At 60.7% G+C, this 22928-nt stretch carries 19 protein-coding genes; 5 read left to right on the top strand and 14 right to left on the bottom strand.

The genetic code is table 11. The features are described from left to right. Window positions 1–146 precede the first annotated feature (146 nt). The 7 genes from ppiD to LG30_RS0106705 all read right to left on the bottom strand — a co-directional run bounded on the left by ppiD (window position 147) and on the right by LG30_RS0106705 (window position 8888). Window positions 147–2060 carry a peptidylprolyl isomerase gene (gene ppiD, locus LG30_RS0106735; protein ID WP_033129957.1) on the bottom strand — a complete coding sequence of 638 codons (1914 nt, stop codon included), beginning with the start codon at window positions 2058–2060 and terminating at the stop codon, window positions 147–149. A 151-nt stretch (window positions 2061–2211) separates the two neighbouring features. Further along, window positions 2212–2484, bottom strand: coding sequence for a nucleoid-associated protein HU-beta (gene hupB, locus LG30_RS21385; protein ID WP_005315375.1), 273 nt, complete (start codon window positions 2482–2484; stop codon window positions 2212–2214). Between the two features lie 240 nt (window positions 2485–2724). After that, entirely contained in the window at window positions 2725–5079 is a 2355-nt protein-coding gene (gene lon / locus LG30_RS0106725) for an endopeptidase La (RefSeq protein ID WP_033129955.1), read from the bottom strand. A 140-nt stretch (window positions 5080–5219) separates the two neighbouring features. Continuing rightward, window positions 5220–6494, bottom strand: a complete 1275-nt coding sequence (gene clpX, locus LG30_RS0106720) for an ATP-dependent protease ATP-binding subunit ClpX (RefSeq protein WP_033129954.1) — start codon at window positions 6492–6494, stop codon at window positions 5220–5222. Window positions 6495–6564: 70 nt separating this feature from the next. Continuing rightward, entirely contained in the window at window positions 6565–7188 is a 624-nt protein-coding gene (clpP, locus tag LG30_RS0106715; RefSeq protein WP_033129953.1) for an ATP-dependent Clp endopeptidase proteolytic subunit ClpP, read from the bottom strand. 86 nt (window positions 7189–7274) lie between these two features. Continuing rightward, window positions 7275–8585, bottom strand: a complete 1311-nt coding sequence (gene tig, locus LG30_RS0106710) for a trigger factor (protein ID WP_033129952.1) — start codon at window positions 8583–8585, stop codon at window positions 7275–7277. Window positions 8586–8624: 39 nt separating this feature from the next. Next, window positions 8625–8888 (bottom strand): hypothetical protein, encoded by a 264-nt coding sequence (locus tag LG30_RS0106705; RefSeq protein WP_238566391.1) that lies wholly within the window; start codon window positions 8886–8888, stop codon window positions 8625–8627. A gap of 125 nt (window positions 8889–9013) precedes the next feature. On the opposite strand from LG30_RS0106705, the gene LG30_RS0106700 reads away from it, so the two are divergent. After that, the gene (locus LG30_RS0106700) at window positions 9014–9448 is read left to right on the top strand and encodes a YccF domain-containing protein (RefSeq protein ID WP_033129951.1); all 435 of its coding nucleotides are present in this window, start codon (window positions 9014–9016) and stop codon (window positions 9446–9448) included. Between the two features lie 77 nt (window positions 9449–9525). Continuing rightward, window positions 9526–10128: a 5'-deoxynucleotidase gene (gene yfbR, locus LG30_RS0106695; protein ID WP_033129950.1), complete on the top strand. Its 603-nt coding sequence runs from the start codon at window positions 9526–9528 to the stop codon at window positions 10126–10128. A gap of 140 nt (window positions 10129–10268) precedes the next feature. Here yfbR and lolE read toward each other — a convergent pair whose 3' ends face one another. From lolE to LG30_RS0106680, 3 genes are read right to left on the bottom strand one after another with little or no spacing between them, the layout of a single operon-like run. Further along, window positions 10269–11510, bottom strand: coding sequence for a lipoprotein-releasing ABC transporter permease subunit LolE (lolE, locus tag LG30_RS0106690; protein ID WP_033129949.1), 1242 nt, complete (start codon window positions 11508–11510; stop codon window positions 10269–10271). Further along, the gene (lolD, locus tag LG30_RS0106685; RefSeq protein ID WP_033129948.1) at window positions 11510–12193 is read right to left on the bottom strand and encodes a lipoprotein-releasing ABC transporter ATP-binding protein LolD; all 684 of its coding nucleotides are present in this window, start codon (window positions 12191–12193) and stop codon (window positions 11510–11512) included. The genes lolE and lolD overlap by 1 nt, the downstream gene beginning before the upstream one ends. Before the next feature lie 55 nt (window positions 12194–12248). Further along, complete coding sequence (locus LG30_RS0106680; RefSeq protein ID WP_033129947.1) at window positions 12249–13484, bottom strand: lipoprotein-releasing ABC transporter permease subunit; 1236 nt, start codon at window positions 13482–13484, stop codon at window positions 12249–12251. 76 nt (window positions 13485–13560) lie between these two features. Here LG30_RS0106680 and LG30_RS0106675 point away from each other — a divergent pair, with 76 nt between their 5' ends. Then, window positions 13561–14136, top strand: a complete 576-nt coding sequence (locus LG30_RS0106675; RefSeq protein WP_033129946.1) for a hypothetical protein — start codon at window positions 13561–13563, stop codon at window positions 14134–14136. Between the two features lie 31 nt (window positions 14137–14167). Next, entirely contained in the window at window positions 14168–17629 is a 3462-nt protein-coding gene (mfd, locus tag LG30_RS0106670) for a transcription-repair coupling factor (protein ID WP_033129945.1), read from the top strand. Window positions 17630–17705: 76 nt separating this feature from the next. On the opposite strand, the gene fbp is transcribed toward mfd, so the two are convergent. After that, the gene (gene fbp / locus LG30_RS0106665) at window positions 17706–18740 is read right to left on the bottom strand and encodes a class 1 fructose-bisphosphatase (RefSeq protein WP_033129944.1); all 1035 of its coding nucleotides are present in this window, start codon (window positions 18738–18740) and stop codon (window positions 17706–17708) included. Window positions 18741–19111: 371 nt separating this feature from the next. Here fbp and LG30_RS0106660 point away from each other — a divergent pair, with 371 nt between their 5' ends. Further along, window positions 19112–20728, top strand: coding sequence for a peptide ABC transporter substrate-binding protein (locus LG30_RS0106660; RefSeq protein ID WP_033129943.1), 1617 nt, complete (start codon window positions 19112–19114; stop codon window positions 20726–20728). Between the two features lie 61 nt (window positions 20729–20789). Here LG30_RS0106660 and LG30_RS0106655 read toward each other — a convergent pair whose 3' ends face one another. From LG30_RS0106655 to sixA, 3 genes are all read right to left on the bottom strand, one after another. Beyond that, on the bottom strand, window positions 20790–21710 hold the full coding sequence (locus tag LG30_RS0106655; protein WP_033129942.1) for a DMT family transporter: 921 nt from the start codon (window positions 21708–21710) through the stop codon (window positions 20790–20792). A 198-nt stretch (window positions 21711–21908) separates the two neighbouring features. Next, window positions 21909–22115, bottom strand: coding sequence for a DUF1107 domain-containing protein (locus LG30_RS0106650; protein WP_005324080.1), 207 nt, complete (start codon window positions 22113–22115; stop codon window positions 21909–21911). Between the two features lie 133 nt (window positions 22116–22248). Further along, a complete protein-coding gene (gene sixA, locus LG30_RS0106645) occupies window positions 22249–22716 on the bottom strand; it encodes a phosphohistidine phosphatase SixA (RefSeq protein WP_033129941.1) in 468 nt (155 codons plus the stop codon). Window positions 22717–22928: the final 212 nt, after the last annotated feature.

Raw genomic sequence — 22928 nt, 5'->3', positions numbered from 1 at the left:
CAGACACTGCCGACCTGTTTGCAACTGGCAGTTGAGGCTGTGCATAAAGCGGGGTTGGGTGGCATATCACACTACCACAGCCCTATTTTGCAGATAAAAAAACGGCCCCATGATGGGGCCGTTTTCGATGGAGTGCGATGTCGGGTTTATTCGACGGCCGCTTCCACGTCGGTGAAGTACTCGATCTTCGCGGTCTTGCGCAGCTCGTCGATCAGCGACTTGTAGGAGGCCTGTGCCTTGCCCTGGCCAAGCTGGCCTTGCAGCAGGCTGACCATCTGGGACGGCTCCTTGGTCACGTTGACCTTGTCCAGCGCCACCACGACCCGATCGCCATTGGCTTCGGCAACCAGCTCCACGCTCGGCTTGCCATCCTTCGGATGGGGCATGCGGAAGGCTTGGGCCAGCAGGTTCTGATCCATGTCCTGAGTGAAGCGAGCGACGCCGTCATGGGTCTCCACTTTGGCACCCAGTGCGGTCAAGTCGGCCTGGATGTCTTCACCCGCGTGCAGCTTGTCCAGCAGGGCCTGCGCCTTGCTGCGCGCCACTTCGCTCGCCTTGTCGTGCTTGATGGCCGCAACCACCTGCTCCTTGACGTCTGCCAGCGGCTTGGCGGCCTTCGGCTGGTGACCCATGATGTGCAGCACCAGCGCCTTGCCATCTGCCAGTTCAATCACATCGGAGTTGGTGTTGTCATCGCGCAGCTGTTCGGAGAACGCCACCGCCAGCACCTTGGGATCATTGAGCGGTGCAGCCGCATCGGCCTGACTGAAGTAGTCAGAGGAGATGACCTTCAGACCCATGGTCTCGGCGGTGAGATCCAGCGAGTCCGGGTTTTCGAAGCTGCTGTCGGCCATCTTCTGCTGCAGGGCAAAGAACTGCTCCTTGGCCTTGTCGGCTTGCAGACGGCTGATGGTTTCGCTCATCACATCGGCAAACGGCTTGGTCTGAGCGGGCTCGACGGCCAGCAGCTTGATGATGTGGAAGCCAAACGGGCTCTTCACCACGGCGGAGAGATCGCCGGCCTTGGCCAGCTCGAAGGCGGCCTTCTCGAAGGTGGGATCCATGACCCCTTTCTCGAACCAGTCCAGCTCGCCGCCCTTCTTGGCGGAGAAGGTATCGGAGGAGTTGGCCTTGGCCAGCGCGGCGAAGTCTTCACCGCCCTTGGCTTTCACCAGCAACTCGCTCGCCTTCTGCTCGGCAGCTTTCTCATCCTTGCCAAACGGGATCAGGATGTGTGCTACCTGGCGACGCTCGGCACGCTGGAACTGGTCCTGGTGCTGATCGTAGTAATCCTGGGCATCCTGTTCGCTGACCTTGATTTCCTTGCCAAGATTGGCCGCGTCCAGCAGCAGGTAGTCGACCTTGACCTTCTCGTCGTTCATGAAGCGGGCACTGTTGGCCTTGTAGAACTGCTCTACCTCGGCGTCGGTCACCTCGACCTCATTCATGTAGGCGGCGGCGCTCAGGCGCACCAGGCGCAGATCGCGGGTCTGGTTATAGAGTCTGTCGAGCTGTTCGGCTTCACCCTTGAGCGCAAATTCGGAACCCAGCAGGGCACCCATCAGTTGCTGGCGCACCATGTCCTGGCGCAGGGAGTCGCGGAACATCTCCGGCGTCATGCCGGCGCGGCGGATCAGCTGCAGATAGCGCTCGTTGTTGAACTTGCCCTCTTCGACAAACTCCGGCATGGCGACGATGGCCTGCTTGATCTGCTCGTCGCTGACGCGCAGGCCGAGTTCGCGGGCCTTGCCATCGATCAGTGCCTGATCGATGAGCCGGTCCAGCACCCCACGGCGGAACTGTTTCATGTAATCGGGGTTGGCAGCCATCTGATTGAAGGCCTCACCCATTTGAGATTCCATGCGGGCCCGCTCGTTGCGATAGGCATTCTCCAGTGCGGGAGCACTGATGTCATTGCCATTGACGGTAGCGGGGGCGGTACGTGCCGGGCCATTGAGGTAGCTGCCTACCCCGGCCAAGGCAAAGGAGAGGATGATCAGGCCCAAGATAACCTTGGCTACCTTGCCCTGCGCCCCTTCGCGTAGTTTATCCAACATCATGTTTGTACTTATGCTCCCGAACTCGATGGGCGTAAATAATGAAAAGGCGCACCGATTGCGATGCGCCTTGGTCAATCAGTATGAGGGAGAGCCCTCTCACTTGTCTGGTCTGCGACCAAGGACGGTGGCCGATGTGAAATCAGCGCCCGGCTTAGTTGACCGCGTCTTTCAGGGCCTTGCCGGCTTTGAAGGCAGGAACTTTACCGGCGGCGATTTCGATGGTCGCACCAGTTTGCGGGTTACGGCCAGAACGAGCAGCACGCTCGCGAACTGCGAAAGTACCGAAACCAACCAGCGCAACCTGGTCACCCTCTTTCAGAGCTTCACCTACTGCATCGATGAAGGCATCCAGCGCACGGCCAGCAGCGGCTTTGGAGATATCAGCACCGTCTGCAATCTTGTCAATCAGTTGAGATTTATTCACTCTTATATTCCCCTTTTATCGAACATCGCTGCGGCGCTGATTTCCCTGGCCACAACAAGTGGAGGTTTTATAGCAAGCCTCCTGATCAGTTGCAAGTGACAATCTGGCGCAAACCCGCGCCACATCACGCATTGCGACTCATCATGAGTACCCGATCGGTGGTCAAGGCTACTTCCGTTATCCGGCGCATGCAAGCCTTTACCACCTCCCGAATGCGCCAAATTTGCGGCGCATCAACATTTACACGACAGAAACGCGTTCGAAACCCTGCGGATTGTCCTGCAACGCCAGCGCCAACACCTCATCAATCCAGCGAACCGGATAAATTTCAAGATCTTGTTTGACGTTGGCCGGGATCTCTTCCAGGTCACGGGCGTTCTCAAACGGGATCAACACCCGCTTGATACCGCCACGGTGGGCCGCCAGCAGCTTCTCTTTGAGGCCACCGATGGGCAGTACCTCACCGCGCAGGGTGATCTCCCCGGTCATGGCCACATCGGCGCGCACCGGGTTGCCGGTCAGGCTGGAGACCAGGGCGGTACACATGGCGATACCGGCGCTCGGGCCATCTTTCGGGGTCGCCCCTTCCGGCACGTGCACGTGGATGTCGCGCTTCTCGTAGAAGTCGGCATTGATGCGCAGCTTCTCGGCACGGGCCCGCACTACCGTCATGGCCGCCTGGATAGACTCCTGCATCACGTCACCGAGGGAACCGGTGTAGGTGAGCTTGCCCTTGCCCGGCACGTTGGTGGTCTCGATGGTGAGCAGATCGCCCCCCACCTCGGTCCACGCCAACCCGCACACCTGACCTACCTGGTTCTGGTCGGTGGCCTTGCCGTAGTCGAAACGCTGCACCCCGAGGAATTCCTTGAGGTTGTCCTGATTGACCTGAACATGCTTGATGCTCTTGTCCAGCAGGATGCGTTTGACCGCCTTGCGACAGATCTTGGAGATCTCGCGCTCCAGGCTACGCACCCCCGCCTCGCGGGTGTAGTAGCGGATCACGCCGATCAGCGCCGAGTCTTCGATGGTGATCTCGGACTCTTTCAAGCCGTTGCGCTGGATCTGCTTGGCGACCAGGTGCTGTTTGGCGATGTTGAGCTTCTCGTCCTCGGTGTACCCGGACAGGCGGATCACTTCCATCCGATCCAGCAGCGGACCCGGGATGTTCATGGAGTTGGAGGTGGCCACGAACATCACGTCCGACAGGTCATAATCCACTTCCAGATAGTGATCGTTGAAGCTGTTGTTCTGCTCCGGGTCCAGCACTTCCAGCAGGGCTGAGGCGGGATCGCCGCGCATGTCCGAGCTCATCTTGTCGATTTCGTCGAGCAGGAACAGCGGGTTCTTCACGCCGATCTTGGCCATCTTCTGGATGAGCTTGCCGGGCATGGAGCCGATGTAGGTGCGGCGGTGACCGCGGATCTCCGCCTCGTCACGCACACCACCGAGCGCCATGCGCACATACTTGCGACCGGTCGCCTTGGCGATGGACTGACCGAGCGAGGTCTTGCCCACACCGGGAGGCCCAACCAGACAGAGGATGGGGCCCTTGAGCTTGTTGACTCGCGCCTGCACCGCCAGATACTCGAGGATGCGATCCTTGACCTTCTCCAGGCCATAGTGATCCGAATCCAGCACTTCTTGTGCCTTGGCGAGATCCTTCTTGACCTTGGAGCGGGCCTTCCAAGGCACCTGTACCATCCAGTCCACGTAGCTGCGCACCACTGTGGCTTCGGCCGACATGGGGGACATCATCTTCAGCTTGGCAAGCTCGGCCAGGGCCTTCTCACGGGCATCGTCCGGCATTCCCGCCTCTTCAATCTTGCGATTGAGGGCCTCGAATTCGTCCGGACTGTCTTCCAGCTCACCCAGTTCTTTCTGGATCGCCTTCATCTGCTCGTTGAGGTAGTACTCGCGCTGGCTCTTCTCCATCTGCTTCTTGACCCGGGAGCGGATGCGCTTCTCGACCTGCAACAGGTCAATCTCCGACTCCATCATGGCCATCAGAAACTCGATGCGCTCGGACACAGAGGCGATTTCCAGCACCTTCTGCTTGTCTTCGAGCTTGAGCGGCATGTGCGCGGCCATGGTATCGGCCAAGCGCGCAGCGTCATCGATCGCCGAGATCGAGGTCAGTACCTCGGGCGGGATCTTCTTGTTGAGCTTGATGTAACCTTCAAACTGACCGATAGCGGAGCGCACCAGCACATCCTGATCCTTCTCCTCGATGGCGGCAGACGCTATGTACTGCGCCTCCCCGACGAAGAAGTCCTTGTCATCGATCATCCGCTCAAGACGGGCACGCTGGCCCCCTTCCACCAGCACCTTGACGGTGCCGTCCGGCAGCTTGAGCATCTGTAAAATATTGGCCACTGTCCCGACGGAGAAGATCTCCTCCACCGTTGGCTCGTCAGTCGACGCATCTTTCTGGGCCACCAGCAGGACTTTCTTGTCCTGCTCCATGGCCGCTTCCAGACAGCGAATGGATTTTTCCCGCCCCACGAAGAGTGGAATGACCATGTGGGGGTAAACCACCACGTCACGAAGAGGCAGGACGGGAATCTCGATGCGTTCTGAACGCTCTAGGTTCATATATGTCCTCTCGGCTTGTTATACCGTTGGCAAAGCACGTGGCTGAGTATATGGGGGCGCGAAGATGAGATTCAATCGCCTTGGCCGTAAAAAGCATGAAAGGGGCAAAAAGCCCCTTTATGTGATTAAAGATCAGCCAGTTACTCTGAGGCGGCAGCCTGAGTCTCGGGATTGTCGTAGATCATCAGCGGGGCGGAATCCCCCTTGATCACCGTCTCGTCGATCACCACCTTGCTGACCCCTTCCAGGGAGGGCAAGTCATACATGGTGTCGAGCAACACGGCTTCGACGATGGATCTCAGACCCCGGGCACCGGTTTTACGCTCCATCGCCTTGCGCGCAATGGCGTTCAGGGCGTCGTCACGGAATTCCAGTTCCACCTCTTCCAGCGCGAACAGGGCAGCATACTGCTTGGTCAGCGCGTTCTTTGGCTCTTTCAGGATCTGGATGAGGGCAGCCTCGTCGAGCTCAGTGAGCGTTGCCACCACCGGCAGACGACCGATGAACTCGGGGATCAGACCGTATTTGATCAGATCTTCCGGCTCCACCTTGGCAAAGTTCTCGCTCAAGGTCGCCTTGGCATTCTTGGACTTGACGTCGGCGCCAAAACCAATGCCGGTCCCCTTGACGGAACGCTGCTCGATCACCTTGTCCAGGCCGGCGAAGGCGCCACCACAGATGAAGAGGATCTTGGAGGTATCAACCTGCAAGAACTCCTGCTGCGGGTGCTTGCGGCCTCCTTGCGGCGGCACGGAAGCGACAGTGCCCTCGATCAGCTTGAGCAACGCCTGCTGCACCCCTTCCCCGGACACGTCGCGGGTGATGGAGGGGTTGTCCGACTTGCGGGAGATCTTGTCGATCTCATCGATGTAGACGATGCCACGCTGGGCCTTCTCCACGTCGTAGTCGCACTTTTGCAGCAGCTTCTGGATGATGTTCTCCACGTCCTCGCCCACATAACCGGCTTCGGTCAGGGTGGTGGCATCGGCCATGGTGAAGGGCACATCCAGCAGGCGGGCGAGCGTCTCGGCCAGCAGAGTCTTGCCGCTGCCGGTCGGACCGATCAGCAGGATGTTGGACTTGCCAAGCTCCACACCACCGGCTTCGCTGCCGCTGCGCAGACGCTTGTAGTGGTTGTAAACGGCCACGGCCAACACCTTCTTGGCGTACTCCTGCCCGATCACATAGTCATCCAGGTGCGCACGAATTTCATGAGGGGTCGGCAGTTCGCTACCATCGCGCTTGGGGGAGATCTCGCGGATCTCCTCGCGGATGATGTCGTTGCACAGCTCGACACATTCATCACATACGTAGACGGAAGGGCCCGCGATCAACTTGCGCACTTCATGCTGGCTTTTGCCGCAAAAAGAGCAATAAAGCAGCTTGTCGCCCTCACCCTTGCGTTTCTCTGTCATTCAGCAACCTCGTTCTATCAATAGAGGATGGATCGTTCTGTTGAGTTTACAACAGTCCGGAATACCCTGCTCAGCCACGCTGGCTCAGGATGCCATCGACCAGGCCATAGGCCACAGCCTGCTCGGCCGACATGAAGTTGTCACGGTCGGTGTCACGCTCGACGGTGGCCATGTCCTGCCCGGTATGGAAGGCCAGACGCTCGTTCAGGGTATTCTTGATCTTCAGGATCTCCTGGGCATGGATCTGGATGTCAGATGCCTGGCCCTGGAAACCGCCAAGCGGTTGGTGGATCATCACGCGGGCGTTCGGCAGGCAGAAACGCTTGCCCTTGGCACCACCGGCCAGCAGGAAGGCCCCCATGGAGCAGGCTTGCCCCATGCAGACGGTGCTGACATCCGGCTTGATGAACTGCATGGTGTCATAAATGGACATCCCCGCAGTGACGGCACCACCCGGTGAATTGATGTAGATGCTGATGTCCTGATCCGGGTTCTCGGACTCCAGGAACAGCAGCTGAGCCACCACCAGATTCGCCATGTGATCTTCAACCTGACCGGTCAGGAAGATCACCCGCTCTTTGAGCAGACGGGAATAGATGTCGTAAGAACGCTCACCCTTAGCCGTTTGCTCGACCACCATAGGGATGAGCGCATTGCGTGGGGATTCAGTCACATCGTTATAGTTCTTGTACATAAGGCATTGTCCCTAAAATAAAATGGCCCGAGTGGAGATCACACGAGCCATTATACTTAACAGTTTTGACCTTAAGTCAAATGTTCTTAGGCAGCGGCACCGGACTTGTTGATCACTTCGTCAAAGGCCACTTCTTTCTCGGTCACTTGAGCCTTGGACAGGATCAGGTCGATGGCTTGATCTTCCACCGCCAGATTGCGCACGCCGTTCAGCATTTGCTCGTTCTGTTGGTAGTACTCGATCACTTCCTTCGGATCTTCGTAGGCGGTAGCCATGGACTCGATGATGCTGGTCACACGGGCATCGTCAGCCTTGATCTCGTTGGTGCGGATGACGTCACCCAGCAGCAGGCCAACGCGCACACGGCGCTCGGCTTGCGCCTGGAACAGCTCGGCCGGCAGCTCGGGAGCGTTACCGCCCTGGAAGCCACCGAAGCGCTGCAGCGCTTGCTGACGCAGGGTGTCGATCTCCTGGGCAACGGCAGCCTTCGGCAGATCGATCTGGTTGGCTTCAACCAGGCCGTTCAGCACTTGCTCTTTCACGCTGTTTTTCAGGGCTTGAGCCAGCTCGCGCTCCATGTTCTTGCGCACTTCGGCCTTCAGCTCGTCAACGGAACCGCTCTCGATGCCAAAACGCTTGACGAACTCTTCGGTCAGCTCAGGCAGAACCTGCTCTTCCACCTTGATCAGCTTGGAGGCAAACTTGGCCGCCTTGCCTTTCAGGTTTTCGGCGTGGTAGTCAGCCGGGAAAGTCACCTCGATGGTGAACTCGTCGCCCGCTTTCTTGCCCAGGATGGCATCTTCGAAGCCCGGGATCATGCGGCCAGCGCCCAGCTCCAGGGAGAAGCCTTCGGCCTTGCCGCCGTCGAACTCTTCACCGTCGATGGAACCGACGAAGTCCAGGGTGACACGCATGCCATTGGCGGCAGCGGCGTCAACATCGGTCCAGGTAGCGTGTTGCTTGCGCAGGGTGTTGATCATGTTGGCCAGATCTTCATCCTTGACGGTCGCAACCGGCTTCTCGACCTTGATGGTCTCGAGGCCTGCAACTTCAAACTCCGGGTACACTTCGAAAGTGGCGGTGAATTCGAAATCCTGGCCTTCCTTGATCTCTTTCGGATCCATGGTCGGCGCACCGGCCGGGCTCAGTTTGTTTTCGATGATGGCTTTGATGAAGTTGTTCTGCATCATTTCATCGGCAACGCGGGCATGAGCCATGGCGCCGAACATCTTCTTGATGATGGCAACCGGAGCCTTGCCAGGACGGAAACCGTCGATGCGACGAGTCTTGGCCAGGCCATTCAATTCTTTACGCACGGCAGCGTCAACGGTAGCAGCCGGTACAGTGATGGTAAGACGGCGTTCCAGACCTTGGGTTGTCTCTACAGAAACTTGCATTCTTTTACCTCGTTCAACTCAGCACTGTGTGCTGACCCTTTATTGCCCCTGGGCAAAGCCCGGAGTCTTCCTGTTTATAAAGACAACGACTGTCTTTGTGATGAGAAAATATGACGCGACATTATAGCGGCGCACATTGGTCGCGTCGAGCCGCACATCCCCCATCCGGGGCACAGACAGCACAATTTGCGCAAGACTGCCCTCTATATGGGGAAAGCGGGCGCCGAGTTCAAGTAACGGATTAGCAATATTTTGCACTTGCTCACTCTTTTGTGGCCAAGTCCCGGTTTTTTTCATCCACATCGCCACCAAGCCCCCCTCTCTTGGGGGGCTGCGACCCAAATTGTCTACCTTCTCGCATCAGCCATTGCGTCCCCGAGTACGGATCGCTATGGTGACAACCAACTTATGAGTCTGGAGTGACCCAAATGTCCTTTTTTCGCTTCTTGTTTAACCTGATCTGGTTTGTGCTGGGGGGCGTCTTCATGGGGCTGGCCTGGTGGCTGGCCGGGCTGCTCTGCTTCGTGTCCCTCATCGGGATCCCCTGGGGACGCGCCTGCTTCGTCATCGGCACCTTCACCTTCTTCCCGTTCGGCAAGCAGGCGGTGAGCCGCAAGTCCATGACCGGCCAGAGCGACATCGGCACCGGCGCCCTGGGGCTCGTCGGCAACATCCTCTGGTTCCTGGTGATCGGGGTCTGGCTCGCCATCGGCCACATCGCCTCGGCCCTCGCCTGCTTCGTCACCATCATCGGCATCCCGTTCGGCATCCAGCACCTCAAGCTCGCCTTGATAGCGCTGGCCCCCATCGGCCAGATGATAGTGACCAACCACGAGGCCGAATCCGGTCGCTATATCCGCTGACAGCCAAGACGTGAACCGACGTGAAAAAAAGGGCAGACTAGGGTCTGCCCTTTTCATTGTCATCTCTCGAGGTCTTCATGCTGCCCAGCCACTTCTTCGCCAACCTCGCCCGTATGCGGCTCATCTACCGCTGGCCCCTGATGCGCAACATCCAGCCCGAAAACATCGCCGAGCATAGCCTGCAGGTCGCCATGGTAGCCCACGCCCTCGGGGTCATCAGCAACCGGTTGTTTGAAGGGAATGTCGATGCCAACCGCGCCGCCGTGATGGCGCTCTACCACGACAGCAGCGAGGTGCTGACCGGTGACCTTCCCACCCCCGTCAAGTATTTCAACCCCGAGATAGCCCGTGAATACAAGAAGATAGAGCTCGCGGCCGAGCAGCGCCTGCTGGGGATGCTGCCGCCGGAGCTCATCGAGGACTTTCGTCCCCTGCTCGACTCTCGCGTACAATCGGACGCCCAGGACGGCGATCTCGCGAAGCTGGTGAAGGATGCGGATACCCTCTGCGCCTATACCAAGTGTCTGGAGGAGATCAATGCCGGCAACCGGGAGTTTGAGCCCGCCCGCAAGCGGCTTGAGCAGATGCTGGACGCACGGATGAACCCGGCCATGCGCTACTTTATCGATGTGTTCGTGGCGAGTTTCTCACTGCCTCTCGATGAATTGAATGCGCACTAACACTGCCTTTAAGCATTCCTGCATTGAATCGAGCCTTCAGGTAGCCTAAACGCAAAGCAAACTTCTTTTGTTCATCCAAAACAAAGGGCCCCGACGGGCCCTTTTTGTTATGTCATCTGTTGTCATGTCACCACTGGCATTCAGTGCCCCAACTCCCGGGACGGCACCAGACCGCTCGCCCGCCAGGCGGGGTAGAGGGTCGCCAGCAGGCTCATCAGGATAGCGGCACTGGTCACAATCACCAGATCCTGCAGGTGCAATTCGGTTGGCAGGAAGTCGATGAAGTAGATATCCGGGTTGAGGAAGCGATGGCCGATGAGCTTTTCGATAACGCTCAGGATCTGGGTCAGCTTGCTCGACAGCAGGCCGCCGAGCAGGGCCCCGAGCAAGGCGCCCGCCACCCCGTTCACCATGCCCTGGATGACGAAGGTGAGCCGGATCTGGCCGGGGCTCGCCCCCATGGTCTTGAGGATGGCGATCTCGCTGCGCTTCTCGTTCACCGCCATCACCAGAGTGGAGACAATGTTGAAGCAGGCCACCGCCACCACCATCAGCATCACCACGTACATGACGGTGCGCACCATCTGGATGTCTTGATAGAGGTAGCCCTGACGGCTCATCCAACTGCTGATGTAGACGTAGTGCGGGAACTTGCTCGCCGCCGCCACCGTGATGGACTGCGCCTTGAGCACATCATTGACCTTGAGGCTGAAGCCCTCCACCGCGCTGCCCATGCCGGTGATGGCCTGGGCATCGGTCAGGTGCATAAAGCCGAGCAGGCCGTCGAGTTGGCCGCCGATCTCCAACAGCCCCACCACCTTGAGCGCCTCCCGCTTGGGGTTCTTGATGCCCGCGGCATCCCCCCCCTGCGGCAGCAGCAGGGCGACGGTGTCACCAATGGCGACGCCCAGTTTGTCGGCGATGGTCTTGCCGAGGATCACCCCCTGCTCGCCCGGTTGCAACTCGCGCAGACCGCGGCCCGTCATGTACTTGCCCGCGTCCGACAGGTTCGCCTCCAGCTCCGGCAGCACGGCGCGCAGTTGCACGCCCTTCAAGGCGGAGCCGTGCTCCAGCAGGCCATCGAGACGGATGACGGGGGCGGCGGCTTCGATGCCGGGCTGGGCCAGCAGGTAATCTCGCAGCCTGGGCCAATCGGGCAGCGGTGCCTCCATGCCCACGAGCTCGCCGTGAGGCACCACCGAGAGTACCCGGTTCTTGAGCTCGCGCTCGAAGCCGTTCATGGCGGAGAGGCCGAGGATCAGCGCCATCACCCCGAGGGCGATGCCGATGAGGGAGGAGGCCGAGATGAAGGCGATGAAGCCGTTGCGACGGCGGGAGCGGCTGTAACGCAGGCCCAGAAACAGGGGCAGCGGCTTGAACATCAGGCGACCTCCGCCATGATGCCGCTCACCAGGGTCACCCGCCGGTGCAGCTTGGCGGCCAGGCTCAAGTCATGGGTGACCACCACGAAGGCGGTGCCCAGCTCCCGGTTCAGCTCGCACAGCAGCTCATAGACGGCGGTGGCACTGGCGTGATCCAGGTTGCCGGTGGGCTCATCCGCCAGCACCAGGCTCGGCTCGTTAACCAGGGCACGGGCGATGGCCACCCGCTGGCGTTCGCCACCGGAGAGCTCGGACGGTCTGTGATGCAGGCGATGGGAGAGCCCAACCCGCCCCAGCATCCGGGTCGCCTTCTCGCTGGCACTGGCCACCGATTCACCGGCGATCAGCAGCGGCATGGCGGTGTTCTCCAGCGCGGTGAACTCGGCGAGCAGGTGGTGGAACTGATACACAAACCCCAGCTCCTGATTGCGGAATCTCGCCTGGGTACGGCTGTCCCAGTGATGGATGTCCTGCCCCTTGAACAGCACGGCGCCGCTGGAGGGGTTGTCGAGCGCCCCCATCAGGTGCAGCAGGGTGGTCTTGCCCGATCCCGAGCTGCCCACCACCGCCAGCATCTCGCCGGGGGCCACGGACAAGTCTATCCCCTTGAGCACTTGCGTCTCGAGATTGCCCTCTTGATAGACATGATTCAGGGCCTCGCAGCGCAGCAAAGGTTCATTCATAGAGAGGACTCCACTTCGGGGGGATGTTACAACAGAAGATGAATTGTTCAGGGCGCTATTCATAACGTAATGCCTCGGCCGGTTTCACCCGGGCCGCACGGGCCGCCGGATAGAGGGTGGCACTGAAGCTGAGCAGCACGGCGCCAAGCAGGATGGTGATGACCTGAGCGGGCTCGACGATGACCGGCAGGCCCGAGCCGCCGGCGGCCATATAGAGGTTGAGACCCACCGCATCGAGCAAGGGGTTGAGACCCAGGGAGAGCGCCAGCCCCGCCAGGCCACCGAACAGGGCGCCGATGACGCCGCTGGATGCACCCAGCACCATGAAGATCTTGACGATGCCAGACTCGCTCATGCCCATGGTGCGCAGGATGGCGACTTCTCCCTCCTTGTCGGTGACCACCATCACCAGGGCGGAGAGGATGTTGAAGGTGGCGACCGCGATGATCAGCACCAGCATCAGCCCCATCATGCGTTTCTCCATGGCCACCGCCTGGAACAGCTCACCGCGCTCGCGGCGCCAGTCCTGCCACTCCAACCCGTCCGGCAACGGCGTCTTGATCACCTGATCGGCGGCGAAAGGATCATCCAGCCAGAGGCGAATGCCACCGACGGTGCCCTCGGGCAGGCGCAGCATGCGCTGGGCGTCGCCGAGCGCGATCAGCGCCACCTGGCTATCCACGTCGGCGCCGACCCCGAAGATGCCGGAGACGGTGAACAGACGCTGGGCCGGTACCCGGCCAAAGGGAGTGAAGCGGGTGCCTTCGGTCAGGATGAGACGTACCTCGTCACCGATCGACACCTTGAGACGGTTGGCGACCCCCTGCCCCAGCACGATGTGGTATTCACCGCGCTGCAGGCTGTTGAGGCGCCCCCCCAGCATCTGGGCATGGAGGATGTCATCCTTGGGCCAATGCGCCGGATCTATGCCCTGCACGCTGACGCCGGTGAGCTGCCCCGGGCTCTGCAACATGCCTTCGCTGTCGAGCATGGGGGCATGGGCGACCACGTGGGGCAGCTTGGCCAAGTCGGGCAGGCCTGCGGGCGCCGCATCGATGCGCCCCGCCGGATTGGTCACCACCACATGGGGGATCACCCCGAGGATACGGCCCTTGAGCTGCCCCTCGAAGCCGTTCATCACCGAGATGACCACCATCAGGGCGGCGACCCCGATGGCGATGCCGAAGGTGGAAAACAGGGAGATGAAGGAGACGAAGCGGTTACTGCGTCGCGAGCCTGCGTAGCGAAGGCCTATGGCCAGCGATAGTGGCTGAAAAAGTCCAGTCTTCAAGGATATCTACGTTGCCAACAAAATAAGATGCCGGATAATAAAGCCAAACAGACTATGACAACAAGGGATAGCCTCCATGCAGGAACAGTTCTTCAGCGTCACCCACGCCACGCCGGTCAATGTGATCCCCATGCCGGCCGACTTTCACCTGCCGACATTGGAGGCGCTGGACGCCGAATTGCCCGAGCCCTTTCGCATCGCCTCCGCCATCACCTCTATCGATCTGGTCAACAGCCGTCTGCTGCGCAACCAGCTCGAATCGATGCACGATCTGGTGGAGATCATCAACCAGCAGTCCCGCAAGATCGACATGATCATGGGCTATGTGCTGGCGGCGCAGGATCACCCCGAGCATCGCTTCCACACCCTGCGCTTTGGCGCCGGCCAGCTCACCTATCTGCACCCGCGCCAGGGCCACGGCGAGCTGCCACAGCTCCACCAGCTAGTGCGGCTCAAGATCTTCCTGCGGGAAGAGGCGGCCGCCGTCTACTGCTATGCCGAAGTCAAACACCTTGAGTCTGGCGAACACGGCACCCATGTATTGCTCGACTATGCCCGCATCCGTGAAGATGACCGGGAACTGCTGGTACGCGCCAGCCTGCATGTGCAATCGAAACAGCTCAAGCTGCGTGCCCAAGAGCGTCAGCGCTAACAACCGCCAAGATCAACGTTAAAAGAATCCGATGATGCCAATGACACTCCCCGCCTTGCCCGCCAAAGCGGGCCACAAGTTAACGCTCGGCCAGCTGGCCGGCAGCAGCCTGGCGCTGGTTGCCGCCCGCCTCACCGCCGAGGCCGACCGCCCCGTCCTGCTGGTGACCGCCGATACCCCGAGTGCGCTGCGCCTCGAGCAGGAACTGCAGCACCTGCTGGCCGACAAGGGCTGCCCCGTGCTGCTGTTCCCGGACTGGGAAACCCTGCCCTACGACACCTTCTCCCCCCATCAGGACATCATCTCCCAGCGGCTCGAAACCCTCTACAAGCTGCCGCAGATGAGCAACGGGGTGCTGATCGTGCCCATCTCCACCCTGATGCTGCGCTGCGCCCCCCAGGTCTATCTCGACAAATACAGCCTGCTGGTGAAAGCGGGCCAACGCCTCAACCTGCAACAGTTGCGGGGACGCCTGGCCGAGGCCGGCTACGTGGCGGTGGAGCAGGTGCTGGAGCACGGTGAGTTTGCCGCCCGCGGCTCCTTGCTGGATCTCTTCCCCATGGGCAGCAACAGCCCCTATCGTATCGACTTCTTCGATGACGAGGTGGACTCCATCCGTCCCTTCGATCCCGAGACCCAGCGCTCCAGTGAGCCGGTCACGTCGGTGAGCCTGTTGCCCGCCCGGGAGTTTCCCACCGACGAAGGGGCCATCGAGTTGTTCCGTGGCCAGTATCGGGAGCAGTTCGAGCTGTCCCGTGTCGAGGGCTCCGTCTATCAGGAGGTGAGCAAGGGGCGCTGGCCCGCCGGCATCGAATACTATCTGCCGCTCTTCTTCCAGCAGACCGCCAGCCTGTTTGACTACCTGCCGGACAATACCCTGCTGATCACGGTGGGAGAGATTTATCCTGCCGCCCAGCGTTTCTGGAACGATATTGGCCAGCGCTACGAGGACAGACGCTGGGATAACACCCGTCCCTTGCTGCCACCCCAGCAGATCTATCTGCCGGTGGAGCAGCTGTTTGCGGCGCTCGGCCAATACGGCGCTGTGCGGCTGCAGGCGGAGCCCACCGACGGCGGCGCCGGTCAGCACAATCTGGCCACGGCCCCCCTGCCCGACTTGCAGCTGGATCACAGCAAGGAGCTGCCGCTGCTGACGCTGGATAAATTCCTGCAAGGATTTAGCGGCCGCACCCTGTTTGCGGTGGAGTCCGAGGGGCGGCGCGAGGTGCTCGGCGATCTGCTGGCGCGCATCGCGCTGCAACCCAAGGAGTTCCCCTCCCTGGACGCCTTCCTGGCGAGCCAGGCCCGCCACGGTCTGCTGGTCAGCCCGCTGGAGCGCGGCTTCCTGCTGCAAGAACCCGGTCAGGATGAGCTGGCGCTCATCACCGAGACCGAGCTGCTTGGCGGCAAGATCCGCAGCAAACGGCAGCGGGAGAAGAGCAAGAACCTGAGCTCGGATGCGGTGATCCGCAACCTGGGCGAGCTGACTCAGGGCCAGCCGGTGGTGCACCTGGATCACGGGGTCGGTCGCTATCTCGGCCTCGAGACCCTGGATGCCGGCGGCCTGCCCACCGAGTTCCTGACCCTGGAATACGCCGGTGGCGACAAGCTGTTCGTGCCGGTCACCAACTTGCACCTGATCAGCCGCTATACCGGGTCGGACAATCCGCCCAGCCACAAGCTCGGCGGCGAGGCCTGGACCAAGGCGCGGCGCAAGGCGGCGGAGAAGATCCGCGACGTGGCGGCCGAGCTGCTGGACGTCTACGCCCTGCGCGCCGCCCGCAAGGGCTTTGCCTTCAAGCACGACAAGGAGGCCTACCGTCAGTTTGCCGCCGGCTTCCCGTTCGAGGAGACCGAGGATCAGCTCAACGCCATCAATGCGGTGCTGGGGGACATGTGCCAGGCCAAGAGCATGGACAGACTGGTGTGCGGCGACGTGGGCTTTGGCAAGACCGAGGTGGCGATGCGGGCGGCGTTTGTGGCGGTGCACGGCGGCAAGCAGGTGGCGGTGCTGGTACCCACCACCCTCTTGGCCCAGCAACACTACGACAACTTCCGCGATCGCTTCGCGAACTGGCCGGTGCGGGTCGAGGTGCTGAGCCGCTTCCGCTCCGCCAAGGAGCAGACCGCCGTGCTCAAAGAGCTGCGCGAGGGCAAGGTGGACATCATCATCGGCACCCACAAGCTGCTGGGCTCCGAGCTCACCTTCAAGGATCTGGGGCTGCTCGTCGTCGACGAGGAGCACAGATTCGGGGTGCGCCAGAAGGAGAAGATAAAAGCGCTGCGGGCCGACGTGGACATCCTCACCCTCACGGCGACGCCGATCCCGCGCACCCTCAACATGGCCATGTCCGGCATGCGGGATCTCTCCATCATCGCCACCCCGCCGGCCAAGCGGCTCGCCATCAAGACCTTCGTGCGCCAGCAGGAGCCGGCGGTCACCCGCGAGGCGGTGCTGCGGGAGCTCAAGCGCGGTGGTCAGGTCTACTACCTGCACAACGACGTGGAAAGCATCGAGAAGTGCGCCGGCGATCTCGCCGAGCTGGTGCCGGAGGCGCGCATCGGCATCGCCCACGGCCAGATGCGCGAGCGCGACCTCGAACGCATCATGTCGGACTTCTACCATCAGCGCTTCAACCTGCTGGTCTGCACCACCATCATCGAGACCGGCATCGACGTGCCGAGCGCCAACACCATCATCATGGATCGCGCCGATCACCTGGGACTGGCCCAGTTGCACCAGCTGCGGGGCCGGGTTGGTCGCTCCCACCACCAGGCCTATGCCTATTTGCTCACCCCCCATCCCAAGCTGATGACCAAGGATGCCATCAAGCGGCTGGAAGCCATCGCCTCCCTCGAGGATCTCGGCGCCGGCTTCGCGCTGGCCACCCACGATCTGGAGATCCGCGGCGCGGGCGAGCTGCTCGGCGACGATCAGAGCGGCCAGATAGAGTCGATCGGTTTCACCCTCTACATGGAGCTGCTGGAGCAGGCGGTCGAGGCGCTCAAGAACGGCAAAGAGCCGTCCCTTGAGCAGTTGATGAGCCAGCACACCGAGGTGGAGCTGCGCCTGCCGGCCCTGTTGCCGGACGACTACATCCCGGACGTCAACATGCGGCTCTCCATGTACAAGCGCATCGCCAGCGCCGCCGACGAGCAGGAGCTGCGGGAGCTGAAGGTGGAGCTGATCGACCGCTTCGGCCTGCTGCCGGAGCCGACCAAGACGCTCATGGAGATCGCGGCCTTCCGCCAGCGTGCCACGGCGCTCGGCATTCGCCGGGTGGAGATGAGCGAGCGCGGCGGTTATCTGGACTTCAACCAGGACACCAGGGTCAACCCGGGCTACCTGGTCAGGCTGCTCTCGGAGCAACCGCGCATCTACAAGATGGACGGGCCGACCCGCTTGCGCTTCCTGGTGCCGAACCAGGACAGGGCCATGCGGTTGAAGCTGGTGGACAGCCTGCTGACGGATCTCGCCAACAACAGCCTGTAGTCGACGAGCACGAAACAAAACGGGAGCCATAATGGCTCCCGTTTTTTATGCGATGCGCACCGCTCTCAGCCGGAGATCAGCCCTGGTTGGCCGGATCCTCGTGGGCGGAGAACTCCCGCATGAAGGCCTCGGCCCGCTCCACCATCTTGGTGGAGCCGACGAAGTAGGGGGTGCGCTGGTGCAGCGCGGTGGGTTGCACATCCATGATGCGGCCGAAACCGTCTGACGCCTTGCCGCCCGCCTGCTCCACCAAAAACGCCATGGGGTTGCACTCGTAGAGCAGGCGAAGCTTGCCATTCGGGGAGTTGGTACCGGACGGATAGATGTAGATGCCGCCCTTGAGCAGGTTGCGGTGGAAATCCGACACCAGGGAGCCGATGTAGCGGGAGGTGTAGGGCCTGTGGGTCGCCTCGTCCCGCTCCTGGCAGTATTTGAGGTACTTCTTCACCCCGTCCGGGAACTTGATGTAGTTGCCCTCGTTGATGGAGTAGATCTTGCCCTCCTCCGGGATACGGATGTTCTCGTGGGAGAGGCAGAAACAACCGATGGAGGGATCGTAGGTGAAGCCGTTGACCCCAAAGCCAGTGGTGTAGACCAGCATGGTGGAGGAGCCGTACACCACGTAACCGGCGGCGACCTGACGGTTGCCCGGCTGCAGGAAGTCCTCCAGGGTCACGCCGGCACCCGGGGTGCTGACCCGACGATAGATGGAGAAGATGGTGCCGACCGAGACGTTGACATCGATGTTGGAGGAGCCATCGAGGGGGTCGATCAGCACCACGTATTTGGAGTGGCGGGAGAGCTCGGAATCGAAGGAGACGAAGTCCTCTTCCTCTTCGGACGCCATGCCACACACCTCGCCGCGCGCCTCCAGCGCCGCCTTGAAGCGCTCGTTGGCGTAGACGTCCAGCTTCTGCTGCACCTCGCCCTGCACGTTTTCGGCCCCCATGGAGCCGATGATGTCCGCCAGCCCCGCCTTGTTGATCTCCCGGTTCACCACCTTGGCAGCCAGACGAATGGAGCTGAGCAAAGAGGTCAGCTCGCCGGTCGCGGTAGGGTAGTCCGCCTGCTTTTTGACGATGAACTCGCCCATGGTGATCATGTTTCGCATTCTTGTTCCTTTAGGAGCGTTTCCGTTGGCGTTGAAAACGTTTGCAAGTGTCGGCAAAAAAAGTGCCGAACCTCGGCAGCGTCATTTTGTAACCTAATGTAACGGTTGTTTTTTGTTTTTGCAGCGAATTAAGACGGCGTATAAATCGCCAGTTTGCCTCCTGAAAGCGGGATGAACTGGCAAAAAACAGGGCTCAATCGACCTCTTTTTGTATGTTAATTCGTGACAAGAATGCACAACGCTCACACCGTTTGACCCGCCTCCCCCCATACGGTCGAGCCAGGGGATCCCGCGCCCGCCCCCCTTGAGATCTCCCCATCGATCCCGCACACTGGCCAGGCTTTGGAAGCAAAAAAACATAAGGATATTCAATGAAAAGGACTCTCATCGCCGGCACGGTTGCCGCCCTGATCTCCCTCCCCGCTCTGGGGGCCCAGGTGCCTGCCGGCACCCAATTACTCCCCGCTGCGCAGCAGACCTTCGTACGCAATATCGGCGCAGAGCCAGGCTCCATCGACCCCCAAATGGTGGAAGAGAGCTCTGGCAGCGACATCGTCAACGATCTGTTCGAGGGGCTCTACACCCTGGATGGCAACGGCAAGCTGCTGGCTGCGGGGGCCCTCGGTTACGAGCTCGATCCCACGGGCACCGTCTATACCTTCAAGCTCAGACCCGACGCCAAGTGGTCAAACGGTGAGCCGGTCACCGCGGCGGACTATGTCTATGGCTGGCAGCGGGCGGCGGATCCCAAAAACGCCTCCAACTACGCCTGGTTCATCGAGCTGACCGGGGTGGCCCATGCCGGCGAGGTGATCCAGGGCAAGGCCAAGCCCGAGACCCTCGGCATCAAGGCCCTGGATGCCCACACCCTGCAGATCACCCTGGCAAAGCCGGTGCCCTTCTTCCTGAAGACCCTGGCCCACTACACCACCTTCCCGGCCCCCAGGGCGACCATCGAGAAGTTCGGCCACGAGTGGGTCAAACCGGGCAACATCGTCTCCAACGGCGCCTTCGTGCTGAAGGAGTGGACCCCGAACGAGCAACTGGTTGCCGAGCGCAATCCCCACTACTGGGACAACCAGCATACGGTGCTGAACAAGGTGGTCTATCTGGAGATCGTCTCCGAGACCGCCGCTTACAACCGCTACCGCGCCAGCGAGTTGCACTACACCACCTATCCGCTCGAGCAGTATCAGCAGCTCAAGAGCCAAAGCCCCGAAGAGCTGGTCAGCGCCCCCTTGCTCTCGACCTATTACTACGTGTTCAACACCCAGCGCAAACCCTTCGACAACCCCAAGGTGCGCAAGGCGCTCTCCCTGGCCATCGATCGGAGCACCATCACCGAGAAGATCCTGGGACAGGGGCAACTGCCGGCCTTCAGCCTGACACCGCCGAGCGTAGACGGCTTCGAGCTCAAGCGCCCCGCCAGCGAGCTGATGAGCAAGGAGGAGAGGATAGCCAGGGCCAAGACCTTGCTGGCGGAGGCGGGCTACGGCCCCGACAAGCCGCTGGATGTGGATATCCTCTACAACACCAACGAGGGGCACAAGAAGATAGCGCTGGCCATCTCCTCCATGTGGAAACGCAACCTGGGGGTCAAGGCGGAGCTCAACAACATGGAGTGGAAGACCATGGTGTCGGTGCTCAACGAGGGGGATTTCGTGGTCAGCCGCTACGCCTGGAACGGGGATTACAACGATGCCTCCACCTTCCTCGACATCATGACCTCCAGCAGCAGCGCCAACAGCGGCAAGTGGTTCAACAAGCAGTATGACGCCCTGCTGGCCAAGGCCCATGACTCCCAGGATCCGGCCGAGCGCAACCGGCTCTATCAGCAGGCCGAGGCGCTGATCGACGAGGAAGCCCCCATCGCCCCCGTCTATTTCTACGTCAAGTCACGGCTGCTCAAGCCCAACGTCAAGGGCTACCCCTACCACAACCCGCAAGATCTGGTGTATTCGAAAGATCTCTATCTGACGGCGCAATAGCCCGGCATCCGGACCCAAGACCCGGATCCAAAAAGACCGCCTCCAAGGCGGTCTTTTTCGTTCAATCTTCCCGGCAAGTGGCCACCGCCAGCCTGGCCCGTCGCCGCACCACCACGGGTTTGACCAGCAATTGGGCCAGCAAGACCCCCAACAGCGTCATGCCGCCGCCGATCAGGTGATAGCTGGTCAGCGTTTCGCCCAGCAAGCTGATGGCCAGCGCCGCCGTCATCACCGGCAGCAGGTTCATGAAGATGGCGGTGCGGCTCGCCCCGAGCAGCGCTATGCCCTGCATCCAGAGCCAGGGAGAGAGCGCCGAGGTCGGGATCCCCGCATAGAGGATGAGCCAGAGCGCGCTGCCATCGGGCCAGTGGCCATCCACCAGCAGGTAGAAGGGGGTGAGGAACAGCAGGCTGCATAGCACCTGGCCGTAGAGCATGGACCAGTTGTCGAGCCCCAGATCCCAGCGCTTGAGCAGCACGCTGTAGAGCGCATAGGTCGCCGCCGACAGCAGCATGTAGACGTAACCCTGGTGGATGCCCTGGGTAAACAACCGGCCAGGATCCCCCTGCCCGAGCAGGATGGCCAGCCCGAAGAGGGAGATGACGCCCCCGAGCAGGGCGCCCCAGGTCGGGCGCTCTCGCAGCAGCCAGATGCTGAGCAGCACCGTCATCAGCGGCGTCAGGCCCATCATCAAGCCGATCTCGGTGGCCCCCAGGGTCTGGGCTGCGTAGTAACCGAAGGTCTGGTTCAGCACCATGCCGAGCAGCGCCAGCATGGCCAGCTGGTAAAAACCGGCCCGCAGCTTGGCGCGCTCACGCCAGACCCGCTGTGCCAGGAAGGGGGTGAGAATGATGGCCGCCACCATCCAGCGCGACCAGGCCAGCGCGGCCGGCGAGAGTATCCCCACCGCCAGCTTGCTGACGATGCCGTTGCCGGCCCAGATAGCCATGCAGGAGAAAGGAAACAGAAAGGCAAGGGGCATTGCGATATCCAGAACGAAATAGCGGGTATTTCGCGGGAGTATAGAGAGGCAAACGGGATAAGCAAGCATCACCTACGGGGGTCGACAAAGTCAGTCAAAAACGGCATCAAACAGAGCCATAACCCTCGTTCAGGGCCCAAAAACAATCATGCCCGCACTGAGGCGGGCATGGGGAGGATCATCCTGCTGACGAGGGGATCAAGCCGCGTCCATGTGCAGTCTCGAAATGAGTTCGTTCACCTCGAGCACCGTCTGGCGGTGGGGAATGTCGGCTTGCAATGGCATCATCAATAAGCCCGACTGGAAATCGAAGCGCCCCCTGCCGTGGATGTAAATTCGTCCCTTGAAGAAGGTTTTGACATGCTTTGCCACCATCAGCGGCAGGTACTTCTTGAATACTCTCATCGTTTGCAACCTCTTGCAGTTGTATCCGTATGACAGCAGCTTCTGCGAAATAATTCCGTTAAATTTGTATAAAAAACCGGAAATACCGCCTATCTCATCCCAAAAAAACCAATTCGTAACTTTTTATTAACTTTTAGCGTATTGTATGTGGTCCTTCCAACCAGAGCAATACCCCCTTGCCATTTTGCCACTCGATACAGGCAAGACCCGAGGTGGCAAACATGGGAGCACCCGCCGCCGGGCAGAGGCTCTGCACCAGATAACCCACCAGTGGCAGGTGGCTGACCAGCAGGATGCTGTCGTGCTGCGCCGCGAGCGCACCGAGGTAGCTGGCGATGAACACCGGATCGCCATAGGGGGTGATCTCGCCGCTCTCCTCGACCATGGCGGCCTCGGGCAGCTCGGGGGCGATGGCCTGCCAGGTTTGTCTGGCTCGCAAGTAGTTGCTGTGGAGCACCAGGCTCAGGGAGTCTGCCAGCTGGGGAGCCAGCCAACGAGCCATGTGGATGGACTCTTCGATACCCTGCTCGGTCAGTGGGCGCAGCTCATCGGTTTTTGCATTCATGCCAGCCTGGCCATGACGCATGATGTAGATCTTCATTACAACCTCGCCCAGGGGGCCTGTTTAAATAGCGGGAGAATCTTACCCCGCCATGCGGGGGGAAACAATTGCGCTACCTCTCAGAAAAGGGTTTGCCTCGTGAGATAGCGGGGTCGATAATCATGTTTAAATTCAAATAAATTCACCGCGAGTCAGCCCTAATGAGCCCACATGCCAGTCCCAACGACCATCGGCGGTATCACTATCTGGAG

The organism is Aeromonas aquatica (genome assembly GCF_000764655.1).
GTDB lineage: Bacteria > Pseudomonadota > Gammaproteobacteria > Enterobacterales > Aeromonadaceae > Aeromonas > Aeromonas aquatica.
Note: the sequence above shows the minus strand (reverse complement) of the source record. Positions and strands in the feature narration are given on the sequence as shown.